This window comes from Fibrobacter sp. UWB15 (genome assembly GCF_900177705.1).
Taxonomy (GTDB): domain Bacteria; phylum Fibrobacterota; class Fibrobacteria; order Fibrobacterales; family Fibrobacteraceae; genus Fibrobacter.
In genome coordinates this window covers 241666-266008 of the sequence record NZ_FXBA01000001.1, presented here as the reverse complement: position 1 = coordinate 266008, position 24343 = coordinate 241666, and the positions used below count along the sequence as shown (strand labels likewise).

Annotated in this window: 18 protein-coding genes; 8 read left to right on the top strand and 10 right to left on the bottom strand. The window is 48.1% G+C overall.

The window, feature by feature from the left end; genetic code table 11:
* Positions 1–69: 69 nt before the first annotated feature.
* Positions 70–1992, bottom strand: a complete 1923-nt coding sequence (locus B9Y58_RS01135; protein ID WP_158278298.1) for a LamG-like jellyroll fold domain-containing protein — start codon at positions 1990–1992, stop codon at positions 70–72.
* A 138-nt stretch (positions 1993–2130) separates the two neighbouring features.
* Here B9Y58_RS01135 and B9Y58_RS01130 point away from each other — a divergent pair, with 138 nt between their 5' ends.
* Positions 2131–3225 (top strand): glycosyltransferase family 4 protein, encoded by a 1095-nt coding sequence (locus B9Y58_RS01130; protein WP_143154617.1) that lies wholly within the window; start codon positions 2131–2133, stop codon positions 3223–3225.
* Here the strand turns inward: B9Y58_RS01130 and B9Y58_RS01125 are convergent.
* The gene (locus B9Y58_RS01125; protein WP_073053549.1) at positions 3214–3837 is read right to left on the bottom strand and encodes a class I SAM-dependent methyltransferase; all 624 of its coding nucleotides are present in this window, start codon (positions 3835–3837) and stop codon (positions 3214–3216) included. The two genes, B9Y58_RS01130 and B9Y58_RS01125, sit on opposite strands and share 12 nt — an antisense overlap.
* Before the next feature lie 60 nt (positions 3838–3897).
* Between B9Y58_RS01125 and B9Y58_RS01120 the strand changes: the two genes are divergently transcribed.
* From B9Y58_RS01120 to B9Y58_RS01110, 3 genes are all read left to right on the top strand, one after another.
* Complete coding sequence (locus B9Y58_RS01120) at positions 3898–4839, top strand: lysylphosphatidylglycerol synthase transmembrane domain-containing protein (protein WP_073053547.1); 942 nt, start codon at positions 3898–3900, stop codon at positions 4837–4839.
* Between the two features lie 98 nt (positions 4840–4937).
* Complete coding sequence (locus B9Y58_RS01115; RefSeq protein ID WP_073054684.1) at positions 4938–6776, top strand: hypothetical protein; 1839 nt, start codon at positions 4938–4940, stop codon at positions 6774–6776.
* Positions 6764–8233, top strand: a complete 1470-nt coding sequence (locus B9Y58_RS01110) for a hypothetical protein (protein ID WP_073053545.1) — start codon at positions 6764–6766, stop codon at positions 8231–8233. The genes B9Y58_RS01115 and B9Y58_RS01110 overlap by 13 nt, the downstream gene beginning before the upstream one ends.
* Before the next feature lie 5 nt (positions 8234–8238).
* Here the strand turns inward: B9Y58_RS01110 and B9Y58_RS01105 are convergent, their stop codons facing one another.
* Genes B9Y58_RS01105 through der form a run of 3 tightly spaced genes read right to left on the bottom strand, consistent with a single transcriptional unit; the run spans position 8239 to position 11323 of the window.
* Complete coding sequence (locus B9Y58_RS01105) at positions 8239–9270, bottom strand: NAD(P)H-dependent glycerol-3-phosphate dehydrogenase (RefSeq protein ID WP_073053543.1); 1032 nt, start codon at positions 9268–9270, stop codon at positions 8239–8241.
* Between the two features lie 42 nt (positions 9271–9312).
* Entirely contained in the window at positions 9313–9948 is a 636-nt protein-coding gene (gene plsY, locus B9Y58_RS01100; protein WP_158278297.1) for a glycerol-3-phosphate 1-O-acyltransferase PlsY, read from the bottom strand.
* Positions 9881–11323, bottom strand: coding sequence for a ribosome biogenesis GTPase Der (gene der / locus B9Y58_RS01095; RefSeq protein ID WP_073053540.1), 1443 nt, complete (start codon positions 11321–11323; stop codon positions 9881–9883). Before der ends, plsY begins: the two co-directional genes overlap by 68 nt.
* A gap of 178 nt (positions 11324–11501) precedes the next feature.
* Here der and B9Y58_RS01090 point away from each other — a divergent pair, with 178 nt between their 5' ends.
* The 3 genes from B9Y58_RS01090 (at position 11502) to B9Y58_RS01080 (ending at position 15472) form a co-directional block, all read left to right on the top strand.
* Positions 11502–12716 (top strand): glycoside hydrolase family 18 protein, encoded by a 1215-nt coding sequence (locus B9Y58_RS01090; protein WP_073053538.1) that lies wholly within the window; start codon positions 11502–11504, stop codon positions 12714–12716.
* A gap of 35 nt (positions 12717–12751) precedes the next feature.
* Positions 12752–14275: a hypothetical protein gene (locus B9Y58_RS01085; RefSeq protein WP_073053537.1), complete on the top strand. Its 1524-nt coding sequence runs from the start codon at positions 12752–12754 to the stop codon at positions 14273–14275.
* A gap of 102 nt (positions 14276–14377) precedes the next feature.
* The gene (locus B9Y58_RS01080) at positions 14378–15472 is read left to right on the top strand and encodes a hypothetical protein (RefSeq protein WP_073053535.1); all 1095 of its coding nucleotides are present in this window, start codon (positions 14378–14380) and stop codon (positions 15470–15472) included.
* A 13-nt stretch (positions 15473–15485) separates the two neighbouring features.
* Here B9Y58_RS01080 and B9Y58_RS01075 read toward each other — a convergent pair whose 3' ends face one another.
* The 5 genes from B9Y58_RS01075 to B9Y58_RS01055 all read right to left on the bottom strand — a co-directional run bounded on the left by B9Y58_RS01075 (position 15486) and on the right by B9Y58_RS01055 (position 21442).
* Entirely contained in the window at positions 15486–16598 is a 1113-nt protein-coding gene (locus B9Y58_RS01075; RefSeq protein ID WP_073053533.1) for a hypothetical protein, read from the bottom strand.
* A gap of 95 nt (positions 16599–16693) precedes the next feature.
* Positions 16694–17182, bottom strand: coding sequence for a hypothetical protein (locus B9Y58_RS01070; protein WP_073053531.1), 489 nt, complete (start codon positions 17180–17182; stop codon positions 16694–16696).
* Positions 17183–17370: 188 nt separating this feature from the next.
* A complete protein-coding gene (locus B9Y58_RS01065) occupies positions 17371–19413 on the bottom strand; it encodes a DUF262 domain-containing protein (RefSeq protein ID WP_073053529.1) in 2043 nt (680 codons plus the stop codon).
* The gene (locus B9Y58_RS01060; RefSeq protein WP_073053527.1) at positions 19413–20729 is read right to left on the bottom strand and encodes a DUF262 domain-containing protein; all 1317 of its coding nucleotides are present in this window, start codon (positions 20727–20729) and stop codon (positions 19413–19415) included. The genes B9Y58_RS01065 and B9Y58_RS01060 overlap by 1 nt, the downstream gene beginning before the upstream one ends.
* A 200-nt stretch (positions 20730–20929) precedes the next feature.
* Positions 20930–21442 (bottom strand): pyridoxamine 5'-phosphate oxidase family protein, encoded by a 513-nt coding sequence (locus tag B9Y58_RS01055; protein ID WP_073053526.1) that lies wholly within the window; start codon positions 21440–21442, stop codon positions 20930–20932.
* A 101-nt stretch (positions 21443–21543) separates the two neighbouring features.
* On the opposite strand from B9Y58_RS01055, the gene B9Y58_RS01050 reads away from it, so the two are divergent.
* Positions 21544–24291, top strand: a complete 2748-nt coding sequence (locus tag B9Y58_RS01050) for a valine--tRNA ligase (RefSeq protein ID WP_073053524.1) — start codon at positions 21544–21546, stop codon at positions 24289–24291.
* Positions 24292–24343 lie beyond the last annotated feature (52 nt).

Sequence of the window (24343 nt, the reverse complement as noted above, 5' to 3'; positions counted from 1 at the left end):
TTTAGTAAATGGAGCCTAAGAAAAAAGCCCGCAGCGATGCGGGACTTGGTTTAAACAGGTTCTGATTTTTTAATTTTTTGAATCTTCAAAGGGAATGCCAAAAATAGCCGCTCTACCCAAAGAATCATACACGACAAGCGGATAACGTTCCGTGTCTGTATAGTCTATCGAATCAACATAAGCCGAATCATGAGAATTTGAAGAGGTAATAGGATCAATCGTCGCAGTGGTATCCACTGGGGTCAAAATCGTATCCACGGTAATCGTCGTATCCATGACATTCGTTGTATCCGGTTCAAGTACCGAGGACTGATCTCCAGAATTGTAGCGAACCACATTCGAGATTCTCAGCTGGTCATACGCACCGGAAGTGGTCATAGCTTCATTCTGACCAGGACCTTCCATGCAGCAGTCCGACTTAAATCCAATTACGAACAAGTTTTCGTAAGGATTACTGCGGTTGGCAGCTTCGTAACCTTCTGTATGAACCATATTGGCAACCTTTTCGCCATTCACCCAAAGGCTCATAGAGCCGTTGCCCCACTGACCGGCAATCAGGTTCCAATCCTTCTTCAGTTCTACGGCACCCTTCACAAAGAAGTGCTTGTTATGATGGTTCTTCTGGAAATAAAGTTCGCCATTCTTGTAGAAGAAATGCACGCGGGCGCCATCGTTGCCGAGGAGCGTACGGGCGATTTCAAAGAAATCGTCATTCGGGCGGAACCAGAATTCAACCGTACCGGCAGCCATCGCATCAACCAGATTGATTCCTGTCGGAGCGACTTCACCACTCTTCAAGGAAATCGCCTTGCCGCAAACGCCATCGACCGATTCACCTTCACGGTAGACCGTTTCAAGTTCATCCAGATAAAGAGTGGAATCGTCCATTACAAGAGCAGGTGCGACACACTTCTTAACGGCAGCCGATGCCACCGGAGCCGTAGCATTTTCAAAGTAGCGCGATCCCTGAGCCGCCAACAGCGACCACAACGGTTGTTCCAAAGGCGCGGGCACCGTATCGATATTCAAAATCGTGTCGTCAACAATCGTATCGTTAACCAAGGTGTCATCCACCAACGAATCCTTCGGTAAAGTATCAACAACAGCCGTATCGGAAGTTAAAGTATCAGGTTCAACAACGGCATCATCAGCCATCTTGTATCGCGTAATATTGGAAATGCGGAACTGGTCGAAGGAACCTGAAGTGGTCATGGCACTATACTGACCAGGGCCTTCCATGCAGCAGCTAGACTTGTAACCGATTACCACCAGATTTTCGAACGGAACTCCACGCATAGCCGGAGCATAGCCCTTGTCATGTTCCACCTTGGCAACCAACTGGCCGTTAACCCACACGCTCATGTAGCCGTCGCCCCACTGGCCTGCAATCAGGTTCCAGTCATCCTTGAGTTTTGCCTTGCCATTTACATAGTAATGCAAGTTATGATGGTTCTTCTGGAAATAGAGTTCGCCATCTTTATAGAAGAAATGAATTCGGGCGCCATCGTTACCGATAAGGGTACGCGCCTTGTCGTAAAAGTCTTCGTTCGGGCGGAACCAGAATTCTACCGTTCCGACCTTCATGGAGTCAATCAGGTTCACACCGAGAGGGGCCACCTGGCCATCTTGCAACTTAAGTGCTTTTCCGCAGACACCTTCGACCATTTCGCCTTCGTCAAACAGCGATTCCAGTTCGTCCAAGTAGCGGGTATTTTCATCCATGGCAAGCGCCGGAGCGGCACAACGGCCATTCACAAGGGCAGAGCCACCGATAATGGGAGCCCCCTGGTCTTGAGAAAGAGAATCGAAATAGCCGGCAATGCCCAATTCATCGATTCGAGCCCACATATTCTTGGAGTCGTTTTTCTGGAATACCGAACCATCGTTAGAGATTATCTTATCTGGAGCCGGATCCGATTCGGAACATCCCCAAAGAAAGGCTCCCATAGCCACCAAAGAAGCCGAAAGCCATTTCACCATTTTTTGACTCATAAAGTCCTCCATTCTTATTCGTAAGAATAATATAACAAAAGTTCCTTTTATTTGCAATTTTTTTTATTTTAGATGCAATAAAAAACACCTGTTTTGCAAAATAATGTATTTTTCGTCAAAAAAAAAAACGCAATTTTTATGAGCAATACCGGAAATAAGAATTTAAAAATCGCCATTGACGCCCGTATGGTCGCCCGTTCCGGTATCGGGACCTGCATTCAGCACTGGTTAAAAGACGTCGGTTACACGATCGCCCTTGGAGCTCCCAAAGATCTAGTCGCCTACAAAATGGTTCCCAAGCACATTCCGTTTATCTGCAGCATTTATGGCTACAAGGAACAGCTAAAATTCCCCTACCGTGCTCTATACCGCGAAAAACCTGACGTTTTGCACATTCCCCACTGCAACGTACCGCTGTTCTACCGCGGCAAAATGGTGGTGACAATCCACGACCTCACCCACTTGATTTACCCCGAATTCTTGCCGATGAAAATCGTGCATTGGTATTTCAAGTTCATCTTCTGGTTCATTAGCAAGCGAGCCGACAAGATTATCGTCGTTTCCGAGAGCACCAAACGAGACCTCTTGCGCCTATACAAGACCGACGAATCCAAGATAAGAGTCATCCCCTCTGGAGTCGGAAAAGAATTCGTCCGCAAGACTCCTCATGAGTACGACTACCTGTACAAGAAATTCAACATTCCCCGAGACAAGAAGATTCTGCTCTATGTCGGTAACTTGTTGCCACACAAGAATTTGAATGGATTACTCAAGGGTTTTGCCCAAATGAAGGGCAAAGAAAACTGCCGCCTGATTTTTGTCGGCAAGGCCTTTAACGGTCGCACCAAGGCAACCCAGGAAAAGGAATTGGGAATTGTAGACTTGACCATTCATGCCGGCATGGTCAGCCAGGACGACCTGGTGAATTTTTACAACCTGGCAGACCTGTTTGTGCTTCCCTCGCTGTACGAAGGATTCGGCCTGCCCATTCTCGAAGCATTCGCCTGTGGCACACCCGTGGCCTGCTCCAACACCTCGTCGATGCCCGAAGTCGGCGGCAACGTGGCCAACTACTTCAACCCCACCGACCCGGCAAGCATTGCTGACGCCCTTGAAAAATCGATTGACGACAAGGGGAAATACGACGCCGAAATTGACGCCTGGGTCTCCAAATTTTCTTGGGAAGATAGCGCCAAGAAAATCCGCGAAACAATAGAAAGTTTATTTCTTTAGTTTTGTCAAGAACCCGTACTGAAACGGGATAAAGCTAGAATGGCTCAAAAGGCCCGGCATAAACTTGAGCTGTTTACGAATACCTACGATTTTTTCAACTTCAAGGCCGTTTTCCTTGGCAAAACGGACAAAACTCTTCTTGGTCCAAAAGGTCTTGTGGTTGATGTCTAAAACGCCCAACGCATGTTCACCCTCGTCCGGCTTAAAGTAGCGGAAATCGCGGGTGATGATGATTTTCAAGAGATTTTCGGCACAGCAGAAATTCGGAAGCGACACGAGGATATGACCTTCGGGATTGAGGTGCTTCTTGCAGAAATTAATGAGATCCACCGGATCGTTCACATGTTCCAGCACATCGCACATGACCACGAGATCAAACTTTTTGTCTTCGGTGTACTGTTCATAGAAAACATGGTGGTATTCGTTAAAACCGCCCGGAACCTTGTCTATCGTATGGGTATCTGTCCTGTTTTCGGGCTCAATCGCCACCTTGTAGGCGTCTTTCGGATAAATCACATAGTTCAGTCCAGCGCCAGCACCAATTTCAAGGACACTTTTAACATCTTTCGGCACCAACATGGCCACATCGTAACGCGCTTTATTCCGGTACATAAAAACCTCTTTTACGCAAATATAATTTTTTATTTGTCAAAAATACTATTATTGTATTCAATGGCAGCCAATAAGACCGTTTCAAAGCTATTTGTCAAACGAATACTCCAGCTAATTGTTAGCGTGGGTGGTTTTGCCTACATTTTTTACAAGATTCCGCTTGCAAGCGTGGCTGAAAACTGGAGTCTCGGGATGCTACCTTGGGTCATCGCGACCCTCGTTGCGGCAACACTAATCATGGTCGTCCAGGCAAACCGCTGGAAAGGACTTTCGGTTCAAGGCCCCGAAATTCCGTTCAAGACCTATTATGCCTACACCGCCATGGGATACTTCTTTAACAATCTACTTCCCACAGGCTTTGGTGGCGACGCCTTAAAATCTTTGGCTTTCGGTAAAAAATTCAACCAAACGAGCCAATCCATTTCGGCAGTATTCCTTTCGCGCATCCAAGGCCTTTTGGCCATGTTCCTGTGCTTTTTCATAGCACTCCCCTTCGCCTTAAACAAAGCTGAAATTCCCTTTATTTACACGGTCGTCATGACAATCGCCCTTTTGGTCTGCATGGCCATTGTAGTTCTTTGCCTTTTTTCAGACAAAGTACCAGTACCGGCAGTCGTTTTAAACAAGCTAACCTTCATTCCTAAAATGCAGAAGAGCCTGTCCATTTACAGGCTGCATAAAAAACAAGTTGTTCTATCGTCTTTGGATTCCCTATGGTTGCAGTTTTTGACCCTTTTCATGGCTTACGCCTACTTTAGGGCAGTCGGTCAGAGCATAGACATCAGCATTTTGGTGGTTTTTACTAGCATAACCACCATCGTTTCGATGTTACCCATCTCTTTGAACGGTATTGGAGTCCGCGAAGGCGTTCAAGTGGCCCTTTTTACCGGTATTTTAGGAATTCCCGCCCCTATCGTGCTTTCCGCAGGACTTCTGGGCTACATTCCGCTGCTTTTCCAGGCAATTCAAGGTGCAATCGTGCTGATTATCAGCAAGAAATAGCATTTCATCACCTTTGAAAAAAAAACTTGTTTTTTTGTTTGCAATTAGGCGACTTTTTTGTTATTTTTCTTTAACAATAACAAATGGAGGAAACCGTTATGGGATTTTCAAAAAAATTCTTTGTATGTGCAGTAAGTGCCATGTCACTTTTGGCGGGCTGCGGCGATAGTGGCAGCAGCAGTTCCAACGACAACAACCCGTCTACACCCGCAGACATCCCGGACACCCCGAGTTTCGACGTATCCGGTTGTGAAGTTTCTACGGATGCTAGCGTCACGCAGCAGCTCGAATCGGCTAAGGCAAACATCGCCGACATCCTGAAGAGCTTGGGTGATGGTGATTTCCGCACCGCACAGGCATTCAGTGCCCAAACCAAGGCAACTTTCAAGGGCGTTCTTGATGCACACCCCAACAACTGCGAAGCCCAGCTGGGTTACGCTTTGAGCATCGTCACCGACTTGGTGAACAACAAGGAAATCAAGGGCTTTATCGACACCGTTTCTAACAAGCAAGACCTTGCGGATATGGGCGTCGAAGACTTCAACAAGATTCTCGTGACCTCTGACGGTAAGTTGCTGACCAGCGTGGCCCAGACGGCCATGGCTCAGGCAATTCCTTCTTTGGACTCCGCCGTCATCTACATGAGAAGCGTGGTGAACAACAAGGACTTCACCTGCAAGTACACTTATGAAGACCGCACCTATGAACTGGACCGCGGCGAATTTGCTCCGGCATTGGGCGCTCTCTTTGTCGCCAAGGCAATCCTTACCTTTGGCGCAAGCATCAATATCGACATCTCCGACAACGGCAGCTACGACTGGATGAACGAAGCAGACCGCTCTCGTGAAGTTCCGGAATTGGCCGTGAAGCAGATGCAAAAGATGTTTGACACAAAGAGCTCCTTGACGACCGTTTACAGCAGCTGGAAGACGAGCTACAAGAACATTCCGAACTTGCTCGACAGCGCCATCTCTTACGTGGAACTCGGCCTGCAGTACGGTATCGAAGAATCCAAGAATGGCACCGCCACTCAGAAGAACGACCCCTACATCGTGGGCGACGGTGAAATGTCTGATGTAAGCGCAACAGACTTCCAGAAGGCCATCGATTCTCTGGAACATTACCGTCAAGGACTCCGCACTGGTGTCGAAGTGACACTCCCCCGCGGTTCCAAGGTTACGATCAACATCTCCAAGTTCTTTGACATTACCGACGGCTTCCAGGACTACCTGCCGTACCACCACATTAACGACGCCTCGGAATGGCAGGTCCCGGTTGACGGATTCTACTGGTCCGAAGACATGGATGCTTATCAGTCCTATGTTGATATGGAACTTGAAAGGGAACTCGAAAAGCAGGTTACGAAGGCCGGCACAGTCGATTACTTTAGTGCATGGACTCGCGAAGCCTACTCTTGGGACGACGAAGAACCGTTGGACTACAAGTGGCAAGTGTGCATGGACGTTGACTACAAGGATGGCGGCTACACCTACAAGTGCTACAGCATGAAGTTGGACAACTGCACCATCACCTTCGGTGAATCTAAGAGCTATTATGGCGATGACGACGACGCTAACGTAACGGTCCCCTCGCCGATCAAGCTCAGCTCTAACGTTTGTAAGGTTGAAAACGGCACGCACCTCTTTGCAACCGCCTACCAGGATGCAACCGACAACATCTTCTACTTTACGGATGCTAGCGGCAAGAAGACCATTTCTTACCAGGCTCTTGTAAACGGCTATGTCGAAGGCGACAAGCTCAAAGACTACGAAGTTCGCGATTTCGGTAAGTACATCATCTTCCCGGATATCACCTTCGGCGGCGTGCTCCCTGGCATGACTGCTGATAAGTTCTGGGAAATCATCGCCACCGAATCGGAAGAAGACGACGATGACGACTGGGATGATTACACCTACAATGACGAATGGGATTACTAACGCCTTTCGTGAAAGTCGCAAATAAAATATTATTTATTCTAGGGGTCGCAAATATTGCGGCCCATTCTTTAAGCAACCTCGGGTTCACCGACTGCGGTGGGCTCTTTTTGCTGCATACCAGCGACAAGCAGTTCTCGGCAAGGCAATGCGGCATCAACGATCAGCTTGAAGTTCAAAACCTTAAAATCTACGGCGATCTTCGGCACATCACCTACCAAGGTCGCTACACCGACCAATGGGATGTAAAAGGCTTCAACAGCCTCGATATCGCCAGCATCGGTTTTGAAAGCGAATTCAAATACATTACTCTCGGTGTCGATGTCAGCAGTCTGCCCTTTGTAAAGTCAACCTTGGCCATACACTCGGCAGATGACTTTTTCCGCATCGGCACAAGCATAGCCCGTGGTTCTGTAGAACTGGGTAACATACGCTGGATCTCTGAAAACAAGAACGATGTCGTTCCCGAAATTTCAGTAGATTGGGAAACCCACTTGCTTGCCCGTAACATTTCCGCCGAAATCAACCCAGGCATTCATCACTTTGGCATCTCGGGCACATACCTGCAGTCTTCACCTGAAAATCCGGACAAGGAATATTACATCAGGGATTCTATCAGCGTGATGATGGCTCGCGGCGAATACGGAGCTAAGCTCGGGCAAAGCCGTTTAAGCCTGGAATACAACTACATTGACGCCGACATTTACCTGTACGGGATTTTCCATCAGGAATCAAGCTACAAGCGCTTTATGTACGTGCCTCTTGACGCACAATTGCACTGGCTTTTAGCCCAATGGAATTACAAGAACCTGAAAACGAACTTGAATTACGTCCACGTCGCCGGAAAGATCGAAGCGAACCAGGACCGCTTTTTTGAGACACTCGCTCCCAACAGGGCTCTCCCCACCTCTGTTCTAAAATCCCTTTCCTTCAGTTTCTTGCAGAAGATGTTCCGTATTGACGCAGACCTCGATGCCATGGGCGTCATCGGCGGTGCAGAATACCAGTGGCACTTAGGTCGCAAATATTCCTTTAATCCACGTGTGGCTCTTGACGGTTACTACGCCAGCGGTGCCATTGACATGGACAAGCAAATCGAGACACTCATTCTGCTGACCTATAACAAGCAACATGAAATCTATCGGCGAGAACTGAAGAGTGCCGGCGGCATTCTTTCCCTTGGGGCAGAACTCCGCCGCGAAGGTTCAGTCACCATCGCCTTGGATTACAGCGTTACGCAGCTGGCTCCTGTTTATTCAAGCTACAAGGAATTCTTGCCCGGCGAAAGCAACGGCAGCGAAGGCGACCCAGCCACCAGTCCCGGCGGCGACACGCCCTCCGGAATCGACACACCTGTCACTCCTGAACAGGAGAAGAAATCCGGCGATCTAGAAACAGAAAAAGGGGTCGCATTCCGTAACGGATTTGCGACCCACTTGGGAATTTCTGTAAGGTTCTAAAGCGATTATTCCCAGACTTCCGTCTTGAGTTCGCGGCCCCACATTTCCTTGATAACATCGTCCACGTTCTTGCCTTCGAAAAGGAGGGCGTGAACGGCATTTACGATCGGCATTTCGACGCCGAGCTTGTCAGCGAGAGCCTTGGTGCTCTTGCAAGTCGGAACGCCTTCGGCCACCATCTTCATGCCGCCGAGGACCTGTTCGATAGTTTCGCCCTTGCCGATGTGTTCACCCACATAGCGGTTGCGGCTGTGCTGAGAAAGGCAAGTCACAATCAAGTCGCCCATACCGGCAAGGCCAGCAAAGGTTTCGGGCTTTGCGCCGAGAGCCTTACCGAGACGGCACATTTCAGCCTGACCGCGAGTGAGGATAGCGGCACGAGTGTTGTCGCCAATCTTGTACTTGCCACCGGCTTCGAGACCATAAAGCACACCAGAAGCAATGGCGATTACGTTCTTCACGGAACCGCAGAGTTCCACACCCACGATATCGGTAGAGGTGTAAACACGCAGGTAAGAGCAGCTCATCGCCTTCTGCACGAGCTTTGCAGATTCTTCGTTCACGCAAGCAGAGACAATCGCCGTCAGAATGTGGCGGCTGACTTCTTCGGCGTGAGACGGGCCACTAAAGGCAACCATTTTGTCTTCGGTGAGCCAAGGAACGTTTTCGAGGAGCACTTCGCTCATGAGCTGGTTCGTGCCTTCGAGAATACCCTTCGTAGCACAGACCACCACCGGTTCCTTGCCCTTGGCCGGAGTCCACTTGCCAAGATTCTTGGCGACACCACCCATAAATTGGCTCGGCACCACAATCAAAACCATATCGCAGCCTTCAAGGGCGGCGTTCATATCGGTCGTATACTTAAAGTCTGCCGGGAAAATCACGCCCGGGAGTTTGTCCTTGTACTGGTGTTCCGTAGAGAGCAGGTCCACTTCGGCCTGGGAATTGGTCCAGAACATCACTTCATTCTTATTTTCGTACACCACCTGGCCAAGGGAAAGTCCCCAGCCACCTGTTCCAAGTACAGTAACCTTCATAATAAAACCTCGCCTATCACTTTTTCCTATAATCTACAATAATTACGCCTTAGGAGTCTTGCGCTTGCTGCCAAAACCGTTTTCAGTGCCGTTCATAAGGCGCTTAATGTTGGATTTGTGCTTCACAATCACGAAAACGGCCACGATAAGGCAGGTAATCATCAGGCCCAAGTTAATATCGTCGGGCGGGAACGGCAACTTAAGGTAACCCATCACGGCAAATGCGCCGAGAGCGACGCAGGCGCCAATGCTACCCACCGACACATACTTGGTCGAAAACGTAAGGATAATCCACACGCCGAAAGCGCTAAGAGCCGTAATCGGGCAAAGGGCCAAGAACACACCCAAAGCGGCAAGCACGCCCTTACCGCCGCGGAAACCGGCAAAGCAAGTGAAGCTGTGACCAAGAATCACCAAGAGACCTGCAACAAGCGGAACCCAGTGAGAATAATCAGCACCACCGGCTGCCACCTGGGCTTCGCACATTTTCATGGCAATCCACGGGCCAAAGAAACCCTTGAGCAAATCAAGAAAAACAACCGGAAGGGCGGGTTTCCAACCGAGCACGCGGAACGTGTTGGTGAGGCCCGCATTCTTGGAGCCGTAGTCTCTAATGTCGAACGACTTTCCCTTTGCGATTTTTGCGATCCAGATCGCGCTGGGGATTGACCCCAGCAAGTACGCTATTGGAAGACTCAGTAAACTGTTCAAGATCTTCATCCTTTCTAAGGGTTAATTTCTGGTCAAAGTTCAAGCGGAGGGGCGCACCCTGCAGCTGGAATTCTTCGTAAAACTGTTTGAGCAAGTAGCGCTTGTAAGAATCGGCCACCAGTTCCGGCGTACGGGTTTCGATAGCGATTACCGGCGGTTCCACCATAATCTGGCAGGCACGGGTAAGCTGAACGGTACGGGCGTTCTGGCTCGGCACCGGATTCTTTTCCAAGAAACTTGCAAAGGCGGTAGCGACGCGGTCGCGGCCAAGGACGCGACGGCAGTTGGCATACACCGTCTGAATGGCCTGGACAATGCGGTTAACGCGTTGGCCTTCCTTGGCACTCGCCGAAATAATCGGCACGTATTCAAGCATCGGTTCGCGTTCGAGCATTTCCTTGACCATGTGGTCAAAGGATTTTTCGGTCTTGTCCGGGAAAATATCCCACTTGTTGAGCACGAGCACCAAGCCCTTGCCCGCCTTGCGGATTTCGGTAATAATGCGGAAGTCCTGGACTTCGAGACCGCGGGTGCAGTCTACCATAAGTACCGACACGTCGGAACGGCGGATACTTTCGAGGGTACGCATGTTGCTGAAAATTTCAACTTCGTCTTCGACCTTCGCCTTCTTGCGGAGGCCAGCCGTATCGGTCACCACGAACTTCTGGCCATCAACCGCAAAGTCGCAGTCAATGGAGTCGCGGGTCGTACCCGGAATATCGGACACCACGGCACGGTCTTCGTTCAGCAAGCGGTTCAAGAGCGTGCTCTTACCGGCATTCGGGCGGCCAAGAATGGCAAAACGGATCGGGCGCTCTTCGCGACGTTCACCGCGAACGGGAGTCGGAAGCACCGCAACAACTTCGTCCATCAACGAAAGGCAGGCATAGCCCGTGAGTGCGCTGATAGTACGAGGCAAGCCAAAACCGAGTTTCAGGAACTCGTAGCTTTCTTGACGATCGGCACCGTTTTCGCTCTTGTTCGCAACAAGAATCACCTTCTTGTCGAGCTTGCGGACCATACGGGCAAACTGTTCGTCGAGCTTGGTAATGCCCACGCGGACATCGACCATAAAGAGTACCAAATCGGACTCTTCGACGGCATTAAAAATCTGCGTGCGCACGCTATCGGCGAGCACGTCGATGGAATCGTCCGGCAAGAATCCGCCGGTATCGACCACCGTAAATTCATGGCCCTTGTAATTGGCCGTCTGGTAATGCCTATCGCGGGTCACGCCGTCGCGGTCAGAAACGACTGCGGCACGACGCCCCAAGATTCGGTTAAAAAGAGAGGACTTGCCCACGTTCGGGCGTCCAACAATACATACGACAGGTAATTTCATCAAGTGTAAATATAGTAAACAGTAGGAAGTAGGCGGTAGGCAGTAGACAGTGGTTTATAGTTGGGGATAAGATTTAGGGACTAGGGGATTATGGGCGAAGCAAAAAACTAGCAAACAGGCATACTCTATTCATAAAAAAATATTATTTTGAAAATACGCAAATCCTTCGGGAGGATTGATGAAAGTTCTTAAGCATTGGATAAATATTGCCGGTACATTTTTAGCCATCGCCGGAGCCTCTTCGGTATGGGCAGCACCCCTGTTCATTGGCTACTACCCCGATTGGGGAAAATGGCACAAGCCCCCATACACAGTAGACAAGGTTCCGTATGAAAAATTGACTCATGTGCTGTGGAGTTTCATTACACCGAATACGGATGGTTCGCTCAAAGGCGATGCCGCTGACGATCCGAGCGCGCTTGATTCCATGGTAACGCTCGCACATGCCGCGGGCACCAAGGTAATTGTCTCGCTCGGCGGTGGCGGACAAAGCGAAAATTTTGTTCCTGTCGCATCGGATGACGCTCTTCGTGGCAAGTTCGTCGAAAACCTTGTGCAATTCGTCGCCGACCATAACCTCGACGGTCTCGACATGGACTGGGAATGGGAATACAACCCCGTGCCCGAAGCCGACACGATTGCCTACAGCAAGTTGCTCACCGAAGTCCGTGAGGCTCTCCCCAAAGACAAGAGCCTTTCAGCAGCGCTCCCCTGCTCGCCCTATTACGGCAAATGGTTTACGCCCGAAGTCCTCGTGAAAAATCTGGACTGGTTCGGATTCATGACCTACGACATGACCGGCGACTGGGATGAAAAAGCCATGTTCGATTCGCCGCTTTACCCGCACGAAGGTTACACCACCTGGTCATGGGAAGAAACCCGCGACTATTGGAAAAAGCGCGGCGTTCCGACTGAAAAAATGGTCTTCGGAATCCCCTCATTCGGGTTTGAATTCAAGGGCGCCACGGGCCCCGGCACCGATTTCACCAAGGGTTCTGCAAAGCAAGTCGCCTACAAAGATATTGTCAAGAACACCGACTGGGAATATTTCTACGACAGCGTCGCCGTAGAACCCTACGGCGTATCGTCCACCGGCTACATCACCTTCGAAGACCCGCACTCTTCTGCCGTCAAAAGCCGCTGGGTCAAAGAAAACGGCTACGCGGGCATCATGGTCTGGGAAGTTTCGCACGACTACATCGAAGGCACCGGCAACCCGATTCTCGACAGCATCGCCATCGCTCTGCAAGACGACGGCACCGCAATCAAAAAGATTCGCAATGGCAATATTCGCACAAACAGCGCTACCGGCAAACAAATCGATATTCGCGGGCACCGAGTTCAAGGCAAAAAATCCATAATTTTACTTGACTCCAAACGCTCAAGGCGATAGATTTGTAAAGACGAAGTTTTTAAAACGGAGTGTGTATGGTGAAAAAATGGATGATCGCCAGTGGCGCGGTTGCGTTTTTGGCGACTGCAACATTTGCAGCGGACCGTTCCGTTGCACTCAACAAGAGCATTGAATCACTCGAGCCCATGAAGGGAATCGTTTTCTGGCCCGACCAAGCGAAAAGCCAGAAGAACTTACAGAGTGCCATTTCGCTCGAATTTTCATATTGCCTCCCTTGCGCTGTGGTGACTGGCTTGACCGGCGACAAACTTAACTACGACTGGAGCAGTTTCGAAAAATTGCTCGACGACATCAAGAGCCGCGGGCACCAGGCCATCGTACGATTCCGCATCGAGTATCCGAACGAAACCATCGAAAACGCCCCCAACTGCACCGAAGGTGTGAAAGGCGCCACCGCCGTCCCCAACTACTTCTTAGCAAATAGCAATTACCTGGAAACCTTCTCCGAGAACCCGGGTGGCGACGGTCCCACCTACTACGCCGACTGGAGCAGCACATCGCTCCAATGGTTCTACAAGCAATTCTACGCCGACTTTGCCGCAAAATATGACAAAGATCCACGCATTGCATTTGTGCAGGCCGGTTTCGGACACTGGGCCGAATACCATATTTACGGCACCAAGCTCATTCTCGGCTCGAACTTTCCTTCCAAGGACTACCAAAGTCATTTCCTAAGGCATCTTGACACTTTGTTCGTAGAGACACCTTGGAGCATTTCAATTGACGCCGCAGACGATGAATACACCCCCATCGCAGGCAATAAAACCTTGCTCGGGCTCAAATTCGGCCTATTCGACGATTCCTTTATGCACAAGGAACACGACATTTCGCAGGGTGACGGAGACAACGAAAAGAACTGGCAGACCATGGGTACCGACCGCTGGCAAAGCGCCCCTGCGGGTGGTGAAATCAGCTACTACGACGACAAGGACCAGCATGAATTCCTGAACCCTGCAGGCCTTTACGGCGTTACCTGGGAAGATGCCGCCGCCAAGTACCACATGACCTACGTGATAGGCAACGACGCGCCCGAAGGCAGCTACGCCACCAAGGAACGCGTGTACGAGGCCAGTTCCTATGCGGGCTACAAGTTCGAAATCACGGGCTATGCGGTCAACAAGATTTCTGCCGCCGTCCGCGTAAAAAACATCGGCATTGCACCGCTGTATCACAATGCCTACGTGACCGTGAACGGCGTTCGCAGCGAGAAATCGCTCAAGGGCCTCCTCCCCGGCGAAGAAGCGACCTTCACCGTCGCGGGCCTCACAATCGGCAACAGCGAATCGCCCGAGCCCACCATCACCGGCGACACGCTTTTGAAAGACGCGACTATCCCCTACAAGGCTAACCTCAGCGCAAACGCCGAAGTCATCGCGGGGCTACTAGACGAAAACGGAACCACAGCTATCACGAGCAAGTACATTCTAAACAGCGGCAGTATCGGCAATGTTCGTGCCAGCAAAATGACCGACCTCAAGGGCCGCAATGTTCCGGGAAAAGCCGCCAAAGGCGCCTACTATCCCATTTTAAAGCGCTAGTTTACACGATTTTATACAAATAATCCATAGCAAAAACATTTTTTTGTAGAAAATACCCTCGCAAAAGGGTATTTTTATGTTATAGAAAATTGAGGAGAACTTATGAATATTCGTAAACACTGGAAAAAAGTCCTATTGTCATCCACCGCATTCTTCTGGGCAAGCTGCGGAGGCGATAGCGAAAGCGTTTCTGCAGCAGGCGGAACCACCAACGAGGCCCCCGCCACCCTAATCCCCGACTCAAACTCAACGATTGACGACGGCGGCATGGTCGCCCTTTACGGCGTTCAAGCCGTCATTGATCTTGACTCGGGCGCCATTTCCAGTTCTGACTCCTGCGATGGCGACTGCACTGTTCCCGCTTCTTCTGAAGATGCAGCCGTTTCTAGTTCCAGCGAATCGGCTGAACCCAGTTCAAGCCAAAGCGCCGACAAAAAGTTCAGACTCGCAAGCGACACCTCAATCACCTGCGTTCACACACTCGACGACGACGGCGGCAGATGCCTTGATGCAGAAGACCATCAGGCAAATGTCAACTGGAAAAAGAAGCAACTCGCCGAGAACCAAACCCGAACTCTGATGGAGCTAAGAGAACTTGAAGACGAAGATAATGAACCCACTATAGACATGGAAGTCTGCCTATACGGCACGTTCTCAACCTCCTGTACTCACGTCAGTACGCCATCCCCCATATACAAGTGTTCTGACGGAAACATCTATTCTTACAACACCCTCCATTCTTTACAAAATGATGATGATCCCAACAAGGGCGGTTTGATTGAAGGAGATGGTCGACTTCTCTACACTCCCAAGGATTACAGGGAAAAATACCCCGAAAAATTCCTATCCAGTTCTAGCGCCGAGCCGAATTCTAGCAATAGCGTTCCGCCTCCGTCTCCGCTTTGCCAAAAGGACGATTTCGCCACGACTCCGGAGATGGAAAAAATCTTCAATGAAGACATGCAAGCTCTTTTGGACAGCACCAAGAATGCTGCTGGCGGCAACCTTTCGGAAAGCGATTCCAGTTGCCTGTCCCATATTCGGATTAGCAGTTCCTATGCATCGGTAGAGGTTCTCCCCAAAAAGCAAATCTGCGACGGCGACACCACCGTGAACCCGACCTTCCAGGAACGAATCGAGGTGCACAAGGAATTCATCCTCAAGCAAATCAATGATTGCCTGGACAAAGAGAATTAAGTCACCATATCGTTCACTCCGTCAACTCTAGCAATCTTTTGAACGCGAGTCTAAACCACTTGGTATTGAACTCAGCTTTTACATCATTGGCCCAGTGGTTATAATAACGCCACTGGCTGAAAATTGCACTTCCCAAGGCTCGATAGTCGTCACAGGTCGCGATAAGTTTCTCTGCTAATCTATTGTCGTTGTCCGAAACATCGCGACCAACGTTCCTATTGAAACGTTCAAAAACATCCATTTCAAAGCCTAGAATTCGACAGTCTTCTTCAAGCCGACTACTTTCAATAAAATCGTAAATCTTTGCGCGGGTTTCATCCGCATCAATTTCATCTAGCAAAACACCCCATTGTTCGACGAAAGTTTCAGCATCTCTTGTAACTTCAAGCCAATCGTAAGACGGGGTATTTGTCCGGTAGAAGATATTGAGAACTTGATTATGGAAGGTTTCAACAGCCTTTGACACTTCTGTTTGGCCATAAATCATCCCCTTAAAATGCTTGCTCAAGAATTTATAGTGCGAAAAACCACCGTCGCAAACGATATCGTCTATTTTTGAAGGCAATGCGGAAATACGTTCCCAATTTTCTTTTATCAGTTTCTTGACGGCATCGGCAGCCTCTTCGAATTTCCCTACATGAAAATACGCTTGATTGCAAGGATTTTCTTCAGGCAACGTTCCATCGCAGACAACAAAGTACTGTACCGCATTTTTGATATAAACATTCCCATCACTATAGAGCAGTACGCCCATATCGATTGTCTCGGGAGTATAAAAGCCTGCATCCATATGGCTTTCGAAAATGGTACGACCACGAGGTTTCTTGAATTGAAGTGCATCCCCTAGCCCATAGCCCCTTGCAATTTCAATTTTTTCTTTAAAAGAACAATGTTCAAAGAAGGCTATATAGCGAGCAACATCCGGTTCATAACCATAAGGTTCCCACTTACTGATATGCGCCGCCACAAACGACAGGAAGTCCTTTGCAGAATCCGAGGCTCGCTCACTTGCCAATTGCTCGGCAATCCATGCACGACCTTTGAAAGAATCCCTATACGGATCATTTTGCTCACCATGATAATAGCGGCAGTATTCCAAGTTCTGATCTTCGTTATTTGCCTGCATAGGAGTCTCCTTTTTTTAGAGCCACCTATAAATATAATTTCTAGCAGATGTCAGAAAGTGACAAAAATAAGGAAATATTTCAACAATCCGCTTGATTACTTTTTGCAGAAGGAACAGTTCTCAAAACGAGTTTTTTCTTTATCGTGAGCATCAAAATACACCGGTTCAACCTCAGCAGAATCTTCTCCAAAACGGCAAAAGCGACAATTTCCAAAATCTCCCGACGCAGCAACCATAATCGCAACGCCACATCTTTTAGCGGGATAGTCTATAGAGCAATCGCGAAACACCCCATGGGCCCCTGTATCTATACGGACCGGGACAAAGTCGTCAGAGGACATCTTGCAACCAACGAACTCACCCTGAGCACGCGTCCAAAGAGCAACGCATGGCTCATCGCCCTTGGAGCGAAAGATGCAGGACAAGAAATTCGCACGCACTACTCCACCCACAAGAAAATGACGTTTGTTATCGCCCTTGATATATACACCTTTTTCGAAAATGCAATTCTCAAATGTTGAGGTCCCCTCCAAGACTTCAACTTTTTCCGTAAAAATTTGATTTTCGTAGTTCTTTGAACGCATAGTCAAGTACCTCCCCCCTTAAAATAGAAAAACAACACGTCAAATAATGACACTTTAAATACTAAATTTTATTTTTTTAGAAAGGGGTTGTCCGGCACCTAAATTCAACTTATTGAGAACATTCTAAAGTACAAAGCCCCTTTTCATAAAATTCAAGTATACAAGCAGGATCATAACACATCAAAAGCTTATAAAACACCGCAAGCTTTTTTTAACTTGCCAATCATTTCCTTTTCGTGCTTTTCACAAACAAACTTTTTCCATCTAAAATCGGCCGACACTTCATTCTCACCTACTGTCAGTTCGCTCATTCTACGAAGTTTTAGGCTCCCCTTTGCTATCATATTTTTAAAAGAACTCTTTTTGGCACTTGGAGCATCATTTGAAAACTTAGAATTTATCTCTCGCTGAATAAGGCAAAGATTTCCAAAACGATCTAATCCCTCTTCTTTTTTCCACCTTTCAAACATTATTTCAGATGGATTCTGTGGATACCAATGTTCTACCGTATTACGGAACTCAAAAGCAAACGAATCATAACCAGTGTTTTTTTCTTTCCAAAGAAGATAGTCGAGATAATTAAAGACAATATGCGGAGTATCTACACCCATTTCATATTTTTCAATTATTTCATCCGTTTGACTTTTTGCTATGCATTTTTCAAAGAATGAGGTTTTTACAGCATTAATTGCAATTGACTCTGTTTTTTCAGCAAATTCTTTTAATGTAAACCTCTCCTTTCCTTCTCGTTTCATTAACCAAATCAGTTCATCAGTAATCCAATGCATTACTTTCGGAGATGTATAGGACACACGTAATGCCGATTGCATCATTTTAAGATTGTCATTATACTTAGCATCTTCTTTATTCACATCTAATGTCGTTTTGATATAATACGGTTTTCGTTTTCCCTTTTCTCCAGAAACCTGAAGTTCTTTCAAGCTCCATTCACCATCGTTATCACCTTCGATAAATTCTCTGCGAACAATATACTTATCCATAAGAAAACGACATCTAAGAAGGCAAAGTACAAATTTCTTTGAAAATGAGGGTTTATCACCCCCTTCTTGCGAATAGGCATCCTTAAAACGATCCAAAAGTTTTTTATCATCCAACAATCGTTCATTAGCCACAGATCCATATTCTTCTTTTTGATAGACCTTCAGAACATGCAACAAGAAATAAGAAAAATCAATCAGTCCTTCAAAACGAACAGTCTTTTCAACTTTTTTTTCTTCTCCATTAATTACTTCTTTTTTTTGTATTGTTCCATCTTCCGTTTGGATTTTAAAATCTGGCCTGAGTATATCCGACATCAATACGGGGTCATTATTTGTCTTTTCATTCTTTCCCTCACCATCTGTTGGCGAGGATTTAGATTCAACCGGCTCATTGATTTTTTTGTAATTTTCCCATTCATCACTTGGGAACGAAATCCATTTTTCCCCAAAAATGCGATCCCTAGCCTTTTCAACTTCTTTAAAATGCATTTGCACATAGCCAGACATATCACTGCAAGCATCCCAAATAGTTGCAAAAACAAATCTATCAACAGAATCTGTTAAGAAGCCCATCAGCCTAGCCTTTAAGATATCTGTATGCTCCAATTGTTCGCCGCGAGTATTCATTATTTCAAAATACCGATTCAAATCAGTATTTTCGGGGACCTCTATTCTATAGATTATAACTCTTTTCAGTTTTTCTATTAAACTTTTTTCAAAATTATATTCATCAGAAATTTTTCCTTCTTCAAATAATTTCTGCTTTACATTTCGTAATTCACTTTTAAAAATCTCTATTCCCCCAAAAATTCCTCCATCAACTTTTTTTTCGTCATAATCTTTTTTTTCAATCAATGAAATAATATTCTCTAGGGAATAATTTGATTTTTCACGACAAGCAAAAGATAGATTACGTTCTACTTTTATTCCTAATTTCATTGATTCAAGAATCTTAAGAAGGAGAAATAAAGATGTCAGCCTTTGTTGACCATCTATCACTTCAAAAAAAACTTGACCTTTTTTTTCTTTTTTAGCCACAATTAGTGAGCCGATATGGTACTGCGCATCATCCGCGACGTCATAAACATCTTCAATCAACTGGCGAATTTGTTTTTCTTCCCAAGCATATTCACGTTGATAAAGGGGTATTTGATATTTATCATCGCCCTTAAAAAGAAATTTTTTATCCCCTTCACCCCAAATAGGCATTGTTACAACTTCATCAACCATTACTCTGCTTCCCCATAAATACTTTTAATGTAATTATATAAAGAATTCCATTTCGGTGATTTCGCACTACCCGAATTCCGTTTTACGTTAATCTGGATATTGGCCACATCCTGCTCTCTCCTAGCATTTGTAATTGTAAAAAACATTGGTTCAGTATTTGTCTTCCCTTCTTTTCCAAGAGCATACAGATTCACAGAATCTTCACCAAGAGTTTCCATATCTGCACGCAGCATAAAAGCCCACACAAACAGTTTTTCAACTACCATTCTGTTAAAATTATGAAATCTGTCATAATAACAAAATAGGGCACAATAGAACAAATTTTTCGCGTAACAAAATCCTGCAGAACTTAAATCTATTCCCTCTATTCCCTCATATTTTTTTGCACTATATTTTTTTCTCTCTATTAAAAGCGGTGCTAATTTTTTAAATTCTTCATTAGATTGAAGTTCATTTTTTATCGTTTCCAACAAATTTAAATAATGACTAACAAATTCAAAAAAATCTTTACCAGCAGTAAAAGGTTCTGTTACTTGAAAACAAGGTGACGCCTTAAGGGCTCTTTTGGCATAAGAATAAGAGGATTTTTCAACAATACCCTTATACACATCAATTTCTTTCGCAGTAAAAGGAACAGCATCAAGAAGTTTCGACCATTTCCAAATGGGATACAAATATGAATTAAACAATTCTTTTATTGCCTGAGGGTCTCTATCTTCCCATTTATTTACTGTCAAAGCCATTTCATATGGAGAATCTTGCATTTCCCGTAAATGATAAGCTTTCAATAGAGCATGCGGATCTAGAGGTTTTCCACGATGGTTCTGAGAATCAAAAAGCTGGAACGCCTCCGATATATTCCCTACTCCAATTACAACAAATTGAAGAATCGACTCAAATGAATTTAAAATGTCTTTTTTTTCATTTTCGTGATACTTCATCCAATTCTTTATCGCGAAATAATTATCTTGAATATTTTTTTGAGACACTTTGCTATTGAAGCTAGTAGACATTAAAGCCAAGGAGGATTGTACATCTAGCGCCTTACATATTAGTGTAAGTGTTATCAATCGCTGTTGACCATCAACAACCTCATAATCACCTTTATTATTTTTAAAAAGAATTACAGTACCAATGCGATACTTAAAATCAGCATGATTACGAGAATCTTTAATTGCCTTTAAAATATCATCAAGAAGTTCGATTACATTTCTCTGAGTCCATTTATATGGACGTTGGTAATCAGGAATCGTGATATTTTTAGAAAGTAACACTTTTACCGAGATTACTTGTGGTTGCAAAAAATCATCTGACATCTATAACCCACTTCTACATTTTTAATCTTTTCAGTCTTAATTAATATAGCTTTGTTTTAGAAAAAAACAACAACCTCACTAGAGATTCATAATACGCATGATGTACGATAGAATCATCGTGGGGTTTTAGGGGCGGAGCCCCTAGGCGAAGGGGTAGCGAGCGACGAAGTGCGAGCGAGGGGAAAGCATTCCCCTTCCAATCACTTCAAGTGATGTTTCCCAGTAATTTCAGAAACGTCAATCTTGACGACGGCGGTGCGTGCGAGGGCCATGGCGCTGTAGGCGATGGTTTTGACGCCGAAGGGGAGCTTGTAGCCGTTGTGGAGCATGATGGTATCTAGCCCGGCGGTGCGTTCCTTTGAATTTTCTACGAGCGAGGCGGTTCCGAATCCGATGACGCTTTCGTAGAAGCAGGTCCATTTGCAGGCGTCCGCGTTCACGTCTTGCGGGCCGCTCGCTTCGACGGATGTTTCCGCGCAAAAGCTCACTTGTGGATTCGCCTTGATGGCGTCGAGTTTTTTACCTTCGCCTGCTCCGTGGAAATAGATCGCGAGTTTCTTTTGTCCGTCGCATTCGCTTACGGCGTACCCGAAGTTGACCGGCACGGCATAGGGCTTGCCGTCGCTGATCAAAGCCAGATGCAAAACCTTGCAACGGCTGAGAACGTCGATGATTTCGTCAAATTCCTTGATTTCGCGGTCTTTGCGTCGCATATTTTCGCCACCAGTTTTAGCTTTTTGCAGGGATGAAACCCCTAGGAAATATAAAAACACTTTTGCCACAACCTTCGTTTTTTTCTAAATTTGCCCGCACTATGGAAACTCGTTACAATTCTAAAGATGTGGAAGCCCGATGGCACAAGACCTGGGCTGAGAATAACAGTTTTGCACCCAGCGGAAAGGGCGAACCGTTCTCGGTCGTGATTCCGCCCCCGAACGTTACCGGCGCGCTCCATCTGGGACACGCGCTCAACGATACGCTCCAGGACATTTTGGTACGCTACCGCCGCAAGACGGGCCGCGACACGCTGTGGATTCCGGGTACGGACCACGCGGGTATCGCCACGCAGGCCGTGGTCGAAAAGCGCCTTTTCCAGGACGAACACAAGACCCGCCACGACATTGGCCGCGACGCCCTGGTGGAACGCATTTGGAAGTGGAAGGACGAATACGAAGCCCGCATTACGAAGCAGCTCAAGAGCCTCGGCGTTAGCTGCGACTGGAGCCGTCAGCGCTTCACGCTGGACCCGGTCTGCGCCAAGGCCGTGCGCCACGCCTTCTTCAACCTGTTCAAGAAGGGTCTGATTTACCGTGGCAAGCGTTTGGTGAACTGGGATACCAAGCTCCAGACCGCCGTTGCCGACGACGAAATCTACTACGAACACGTGAAGGGCCACTTCTGGACATTCAAGTATCCTCTGGCCGACGGTTCGGGATTTATCCCCGTTTCTACGACCCGTCCGGAAACCATCATGGGCGATACCGCCCTCGCCGTGCACCCGAACGACGAACGCTATGCGCAGTTCATCGGCAAGATGCTGAAGGTGCCGTTCGTTGACCGCGAAATTCCGGTGATTGCCGACGCTATCTTGGTGGACAAGGACTTCGGTACGGGTTCCGTGAAGGTGACGCCCGCACACGACCCGAACGACTATGCGACGGGCCTCCGCCACAAGCTCCCGATGATCAACATCATGAACGACGACGGCAGCCTGAACGAGAACGCCGGCAAGTTCCAGGGCCTCAAGGGCCAGGCCGCCCGCGACGCCGTGGTGGCAGGTCTCGAAGAACTCGGTCTTTTGATCAAGGTGGAAGACCACGAAATGGACGTGGGACACTCCGACCGTTCCAAGACTGTGATCGAGCCGTACCTCAGCGACCAGTGGTTCGTGAAGATGGACGTGCTCGCCGAAAACGCGATGAACGCCGTGAAGTCGGGCGAAATCAAGATTATCCCGGAACGTTACGCCAACAAGTATCTGGACTGGCTCGCCGAAAAGCGTGACTGGTGCATCAGCCGTCAGCTCTGGTGGGGCCACCGCATTCCTATCTGGCACACCGACGCTAGCGAAGACGAATTGAAGGCCGCATTTGCTGGCCGCGACGACATCTACTTCTACAAGGCCGAAAACGGCGGCTACCTCGTGTGCAGCCAGGAAGAAGACCTGAAGGAAGACGCTGTTCCGGGTCACGTGCTCAAGCAGGAAGAAGACGTGCTCGACACGTGGTTCTCCAGTGGACTCTGGCCGCATTCTACCATGGGCTGGCCGGAAAACACCGACACGCTCAAGCGCTACTACCCCACCAGCGTGCTCGTGACGAGCCGCGACATCATTACGCTGTGGGTCGCCCGCATGGTGCTGTTTAGCCAGGAAAACATGGGCACGGTTCCGTTCCACACGGTGTACATCCACCCGAAGATTCTGGACGGCAATGGCCAGACCATGAGCAAGTCCAAGGGCAACGGCGTGGACCCGATGGATATCGAAGAGAAGTACGGTACCGACGCTTTGCGCTTTGTGATGGCAAGCCTTTGCACCGACAACCAGGACGTGCGCCTGCCGGTGAAGAAGGAAAAGCAGCCGGATGGCCGCGAAATCAACACCAGCGAAAAGTTCGAAATCGGCCGTAACTTCAGCAATAAGCTGTGGAACGCCTGCCGCTTCCTTTACCCGCAGCTCGAACAGGCCGGCGCTCTCTCCGCCGAGCTCCCGATGGACAAGAACTTGTTCGCACTCGAAGACAAGTGGATTTTGAGCCGCCTGCAGACGACCATCAAGGACGCCACCCGCATGCTCGAAGAATACCACTTCGCCGAACTCGCCGGGTTCCTGTACCGCTTCGTGTGGGACGACGTGTGCTCCAGCTATCTCGAGATTAAGAAGTCCGTAATCAACAGCGAGACGCTCACCGCCGAAAAGAAGAACGCAATGGCAATTCTCAGCTACGTGCTGAAGAACGTGCTCGACCTGCTCCACCCGGTGATGCCGTTCATTACCGAAGAACTCAACAGCATCCTGTTCCAAGGCAGCGAAATGGTGATCAGCCGCGCATGGCCCAAGGCCGACGAATCGCTCATCGACGCGAAGATCGAAGCCGCATTCGACCAGGCATTCGCCGTGGTGGAAAGCGTGCGTGGCGTGCGTGGCCGCTACAACGTGAGCCCCGCCACCAAGCTGAACGCCGTGGTGAGCGTCGACGATGCCGCAACGGAAGCCAGCGTGAAGGACTGCATGGCAATCATCACCGAACTTTCGGGTCTCTCTGACCTGAGCGTCGCCGTGAAGGCCGCCAAGCCGAAGTTCAGCGCCAGCGCCGTGGTGCCCGGCGGCGAACTCTACATCCCGCTGGAAGGCATCCTCGACCCGGCTGCAGAAATTGCCCGCTTGGAAAAGGAAATCGAAAAGGCCAAGGCATTCGCCGCTTCGATTGAGAAAAAGCTTTCTAACCAAAAGTTTGTCTCAGGAGCCCCCGAAGCTGTGGTAAACGCCGAAAGGACGAAGCTTGCTACGCAGATGGATATTATATCCAAAAACGAGGCCGCGCTGAAGGAGTTGGAATAGTCTCTTCAGTTGTCATCCCCGCGCAGGCGGGGATCTCCTAACAATTCAAAAG

Excerpts from the sequence above, each read along its gene's own strand:
- B9Y58_RS01135 (WP_158278298.1), bottom strand. The coding sequence starts at position 1,992 with ATGAGTCAAAAAATGGTGAAATGGCTTTCGGCTTCTTTGGTGGCTATG.
- B9Y58_RS01130 (WP_143154617.1), top strand. The coding sequence starts at position 2,131 with ATGAGCAATACCGGAAATAAGAATTTAAAAATCGCCATTGACGCCCGT.
- B9Y58_RS01125 (WP_073053549.1), bottom strand. The coding sequence starts at position 3,837 with ATGTACCGGAATAAAGCGCGTTACGATGTGGCCATGTTGGTGCCGAAA.
- B9Y58_RS01120 (WP_073053547.1), top strand. The coding sequence starts at position 3,898 with ATGGCAGCCAATAAGACCGTTTCAAAGCTATTTGTCAAACGAATACTC.
- B9Y58_RS01115 (WP_073054684.1), top strand. The coding sequence starts at position 4,938 with ATGGGATTTTCAAAAAAATTCTTTGTATGTGCAGTAAGTGCCATGTCA.
- B9Y58_RS01110 (WP_073053545.1), top strand. The coding sequence starts at position 6,764 with ATGGGATTACTAACGCCTTTCGTGAAAGTCGCAAATAAAATATTATTT.
- B9Y58_RS01105 (WP_073053543.1), bottom strand. The coding sequence starts at position 9,270 with ATGAAGGTTACTGTACTTGGAACAGGTGGCTGGGGACTTTCCCTTGGC.
- der (WP_073053540.1), bottom strand. The coding sequence starts at position 11,323 with ATGAAATTACCTGTCGTATGTATTGTTGGACGCCCGAACGTGGGCAAG.
- B9Y58_RS01090 (WP_073053538.1), top strand. The coding sequence starts at position 11,502 with ATGAAAGTTCTTAAGCATTGGATAAATATTGCCGGTACATTTTTAGCC.
- B9Y58_RS01085 (WP_073053537.1), top strand. The coding sequence starts at position 12,752 with ATGGTGAAAAAATGGATGATCGCCAGTGGCGCGGTTGCGTTTTTGGCG.
- B9Y58_RS01080 (WP_073053535.1), top strand. The coding sequence starts at position 14,378 with ATGAATATTCGTAAACACTGGAAAAAAGTCCTATTGTCATCCACCGCA.
- B9Y58_RS01075 (WP_073053533.1), bottom strand. The coding sequence starts at position 16,598 with ATGCAGGCAAATAACGAAGATCAGAACTTGGAATACTGCCGCTATTAT.
- B9Y58_RS01070 (WP_073053531.1), bottom strand. The coding sequence starts at position 17,182 with ATGCGTTCAAAGAACTACGAAAATCAAATTTTTACGGAAAAAGTTGAA.
- B9Y58_RS01065 (WP_073053529.1), bottom strand. The coding sequence starts at position 19,413 with ATGGTTGATGAAGTTGTAACAATGCCTATTTGGGGTGAAGGGGATAAA.
- B9Y58_RS01060 (WP_073053527.1), bottom strand. The coding sequence starts at position 20,729 with ATGTCAGATGATTTTTTGCAACCACAAGTAATCTCGGTAAAAGTGTTA.
- B9Y58_RS01055 (WP_073053526.1), bottom strand. The coding sequence starts at position 21,442 with ATGCGACGCAAAGACCGCGAAATCAAGGAATTTGACGAAATCATCGAC.
- B9Y58_RS01050 (WP_073053524.1), top strand. The coding sequence starts at position 21,544 with ATGGAAACTCGTTACAATTCTAAAGATGTGGAAGCCCGATGGCACAAG.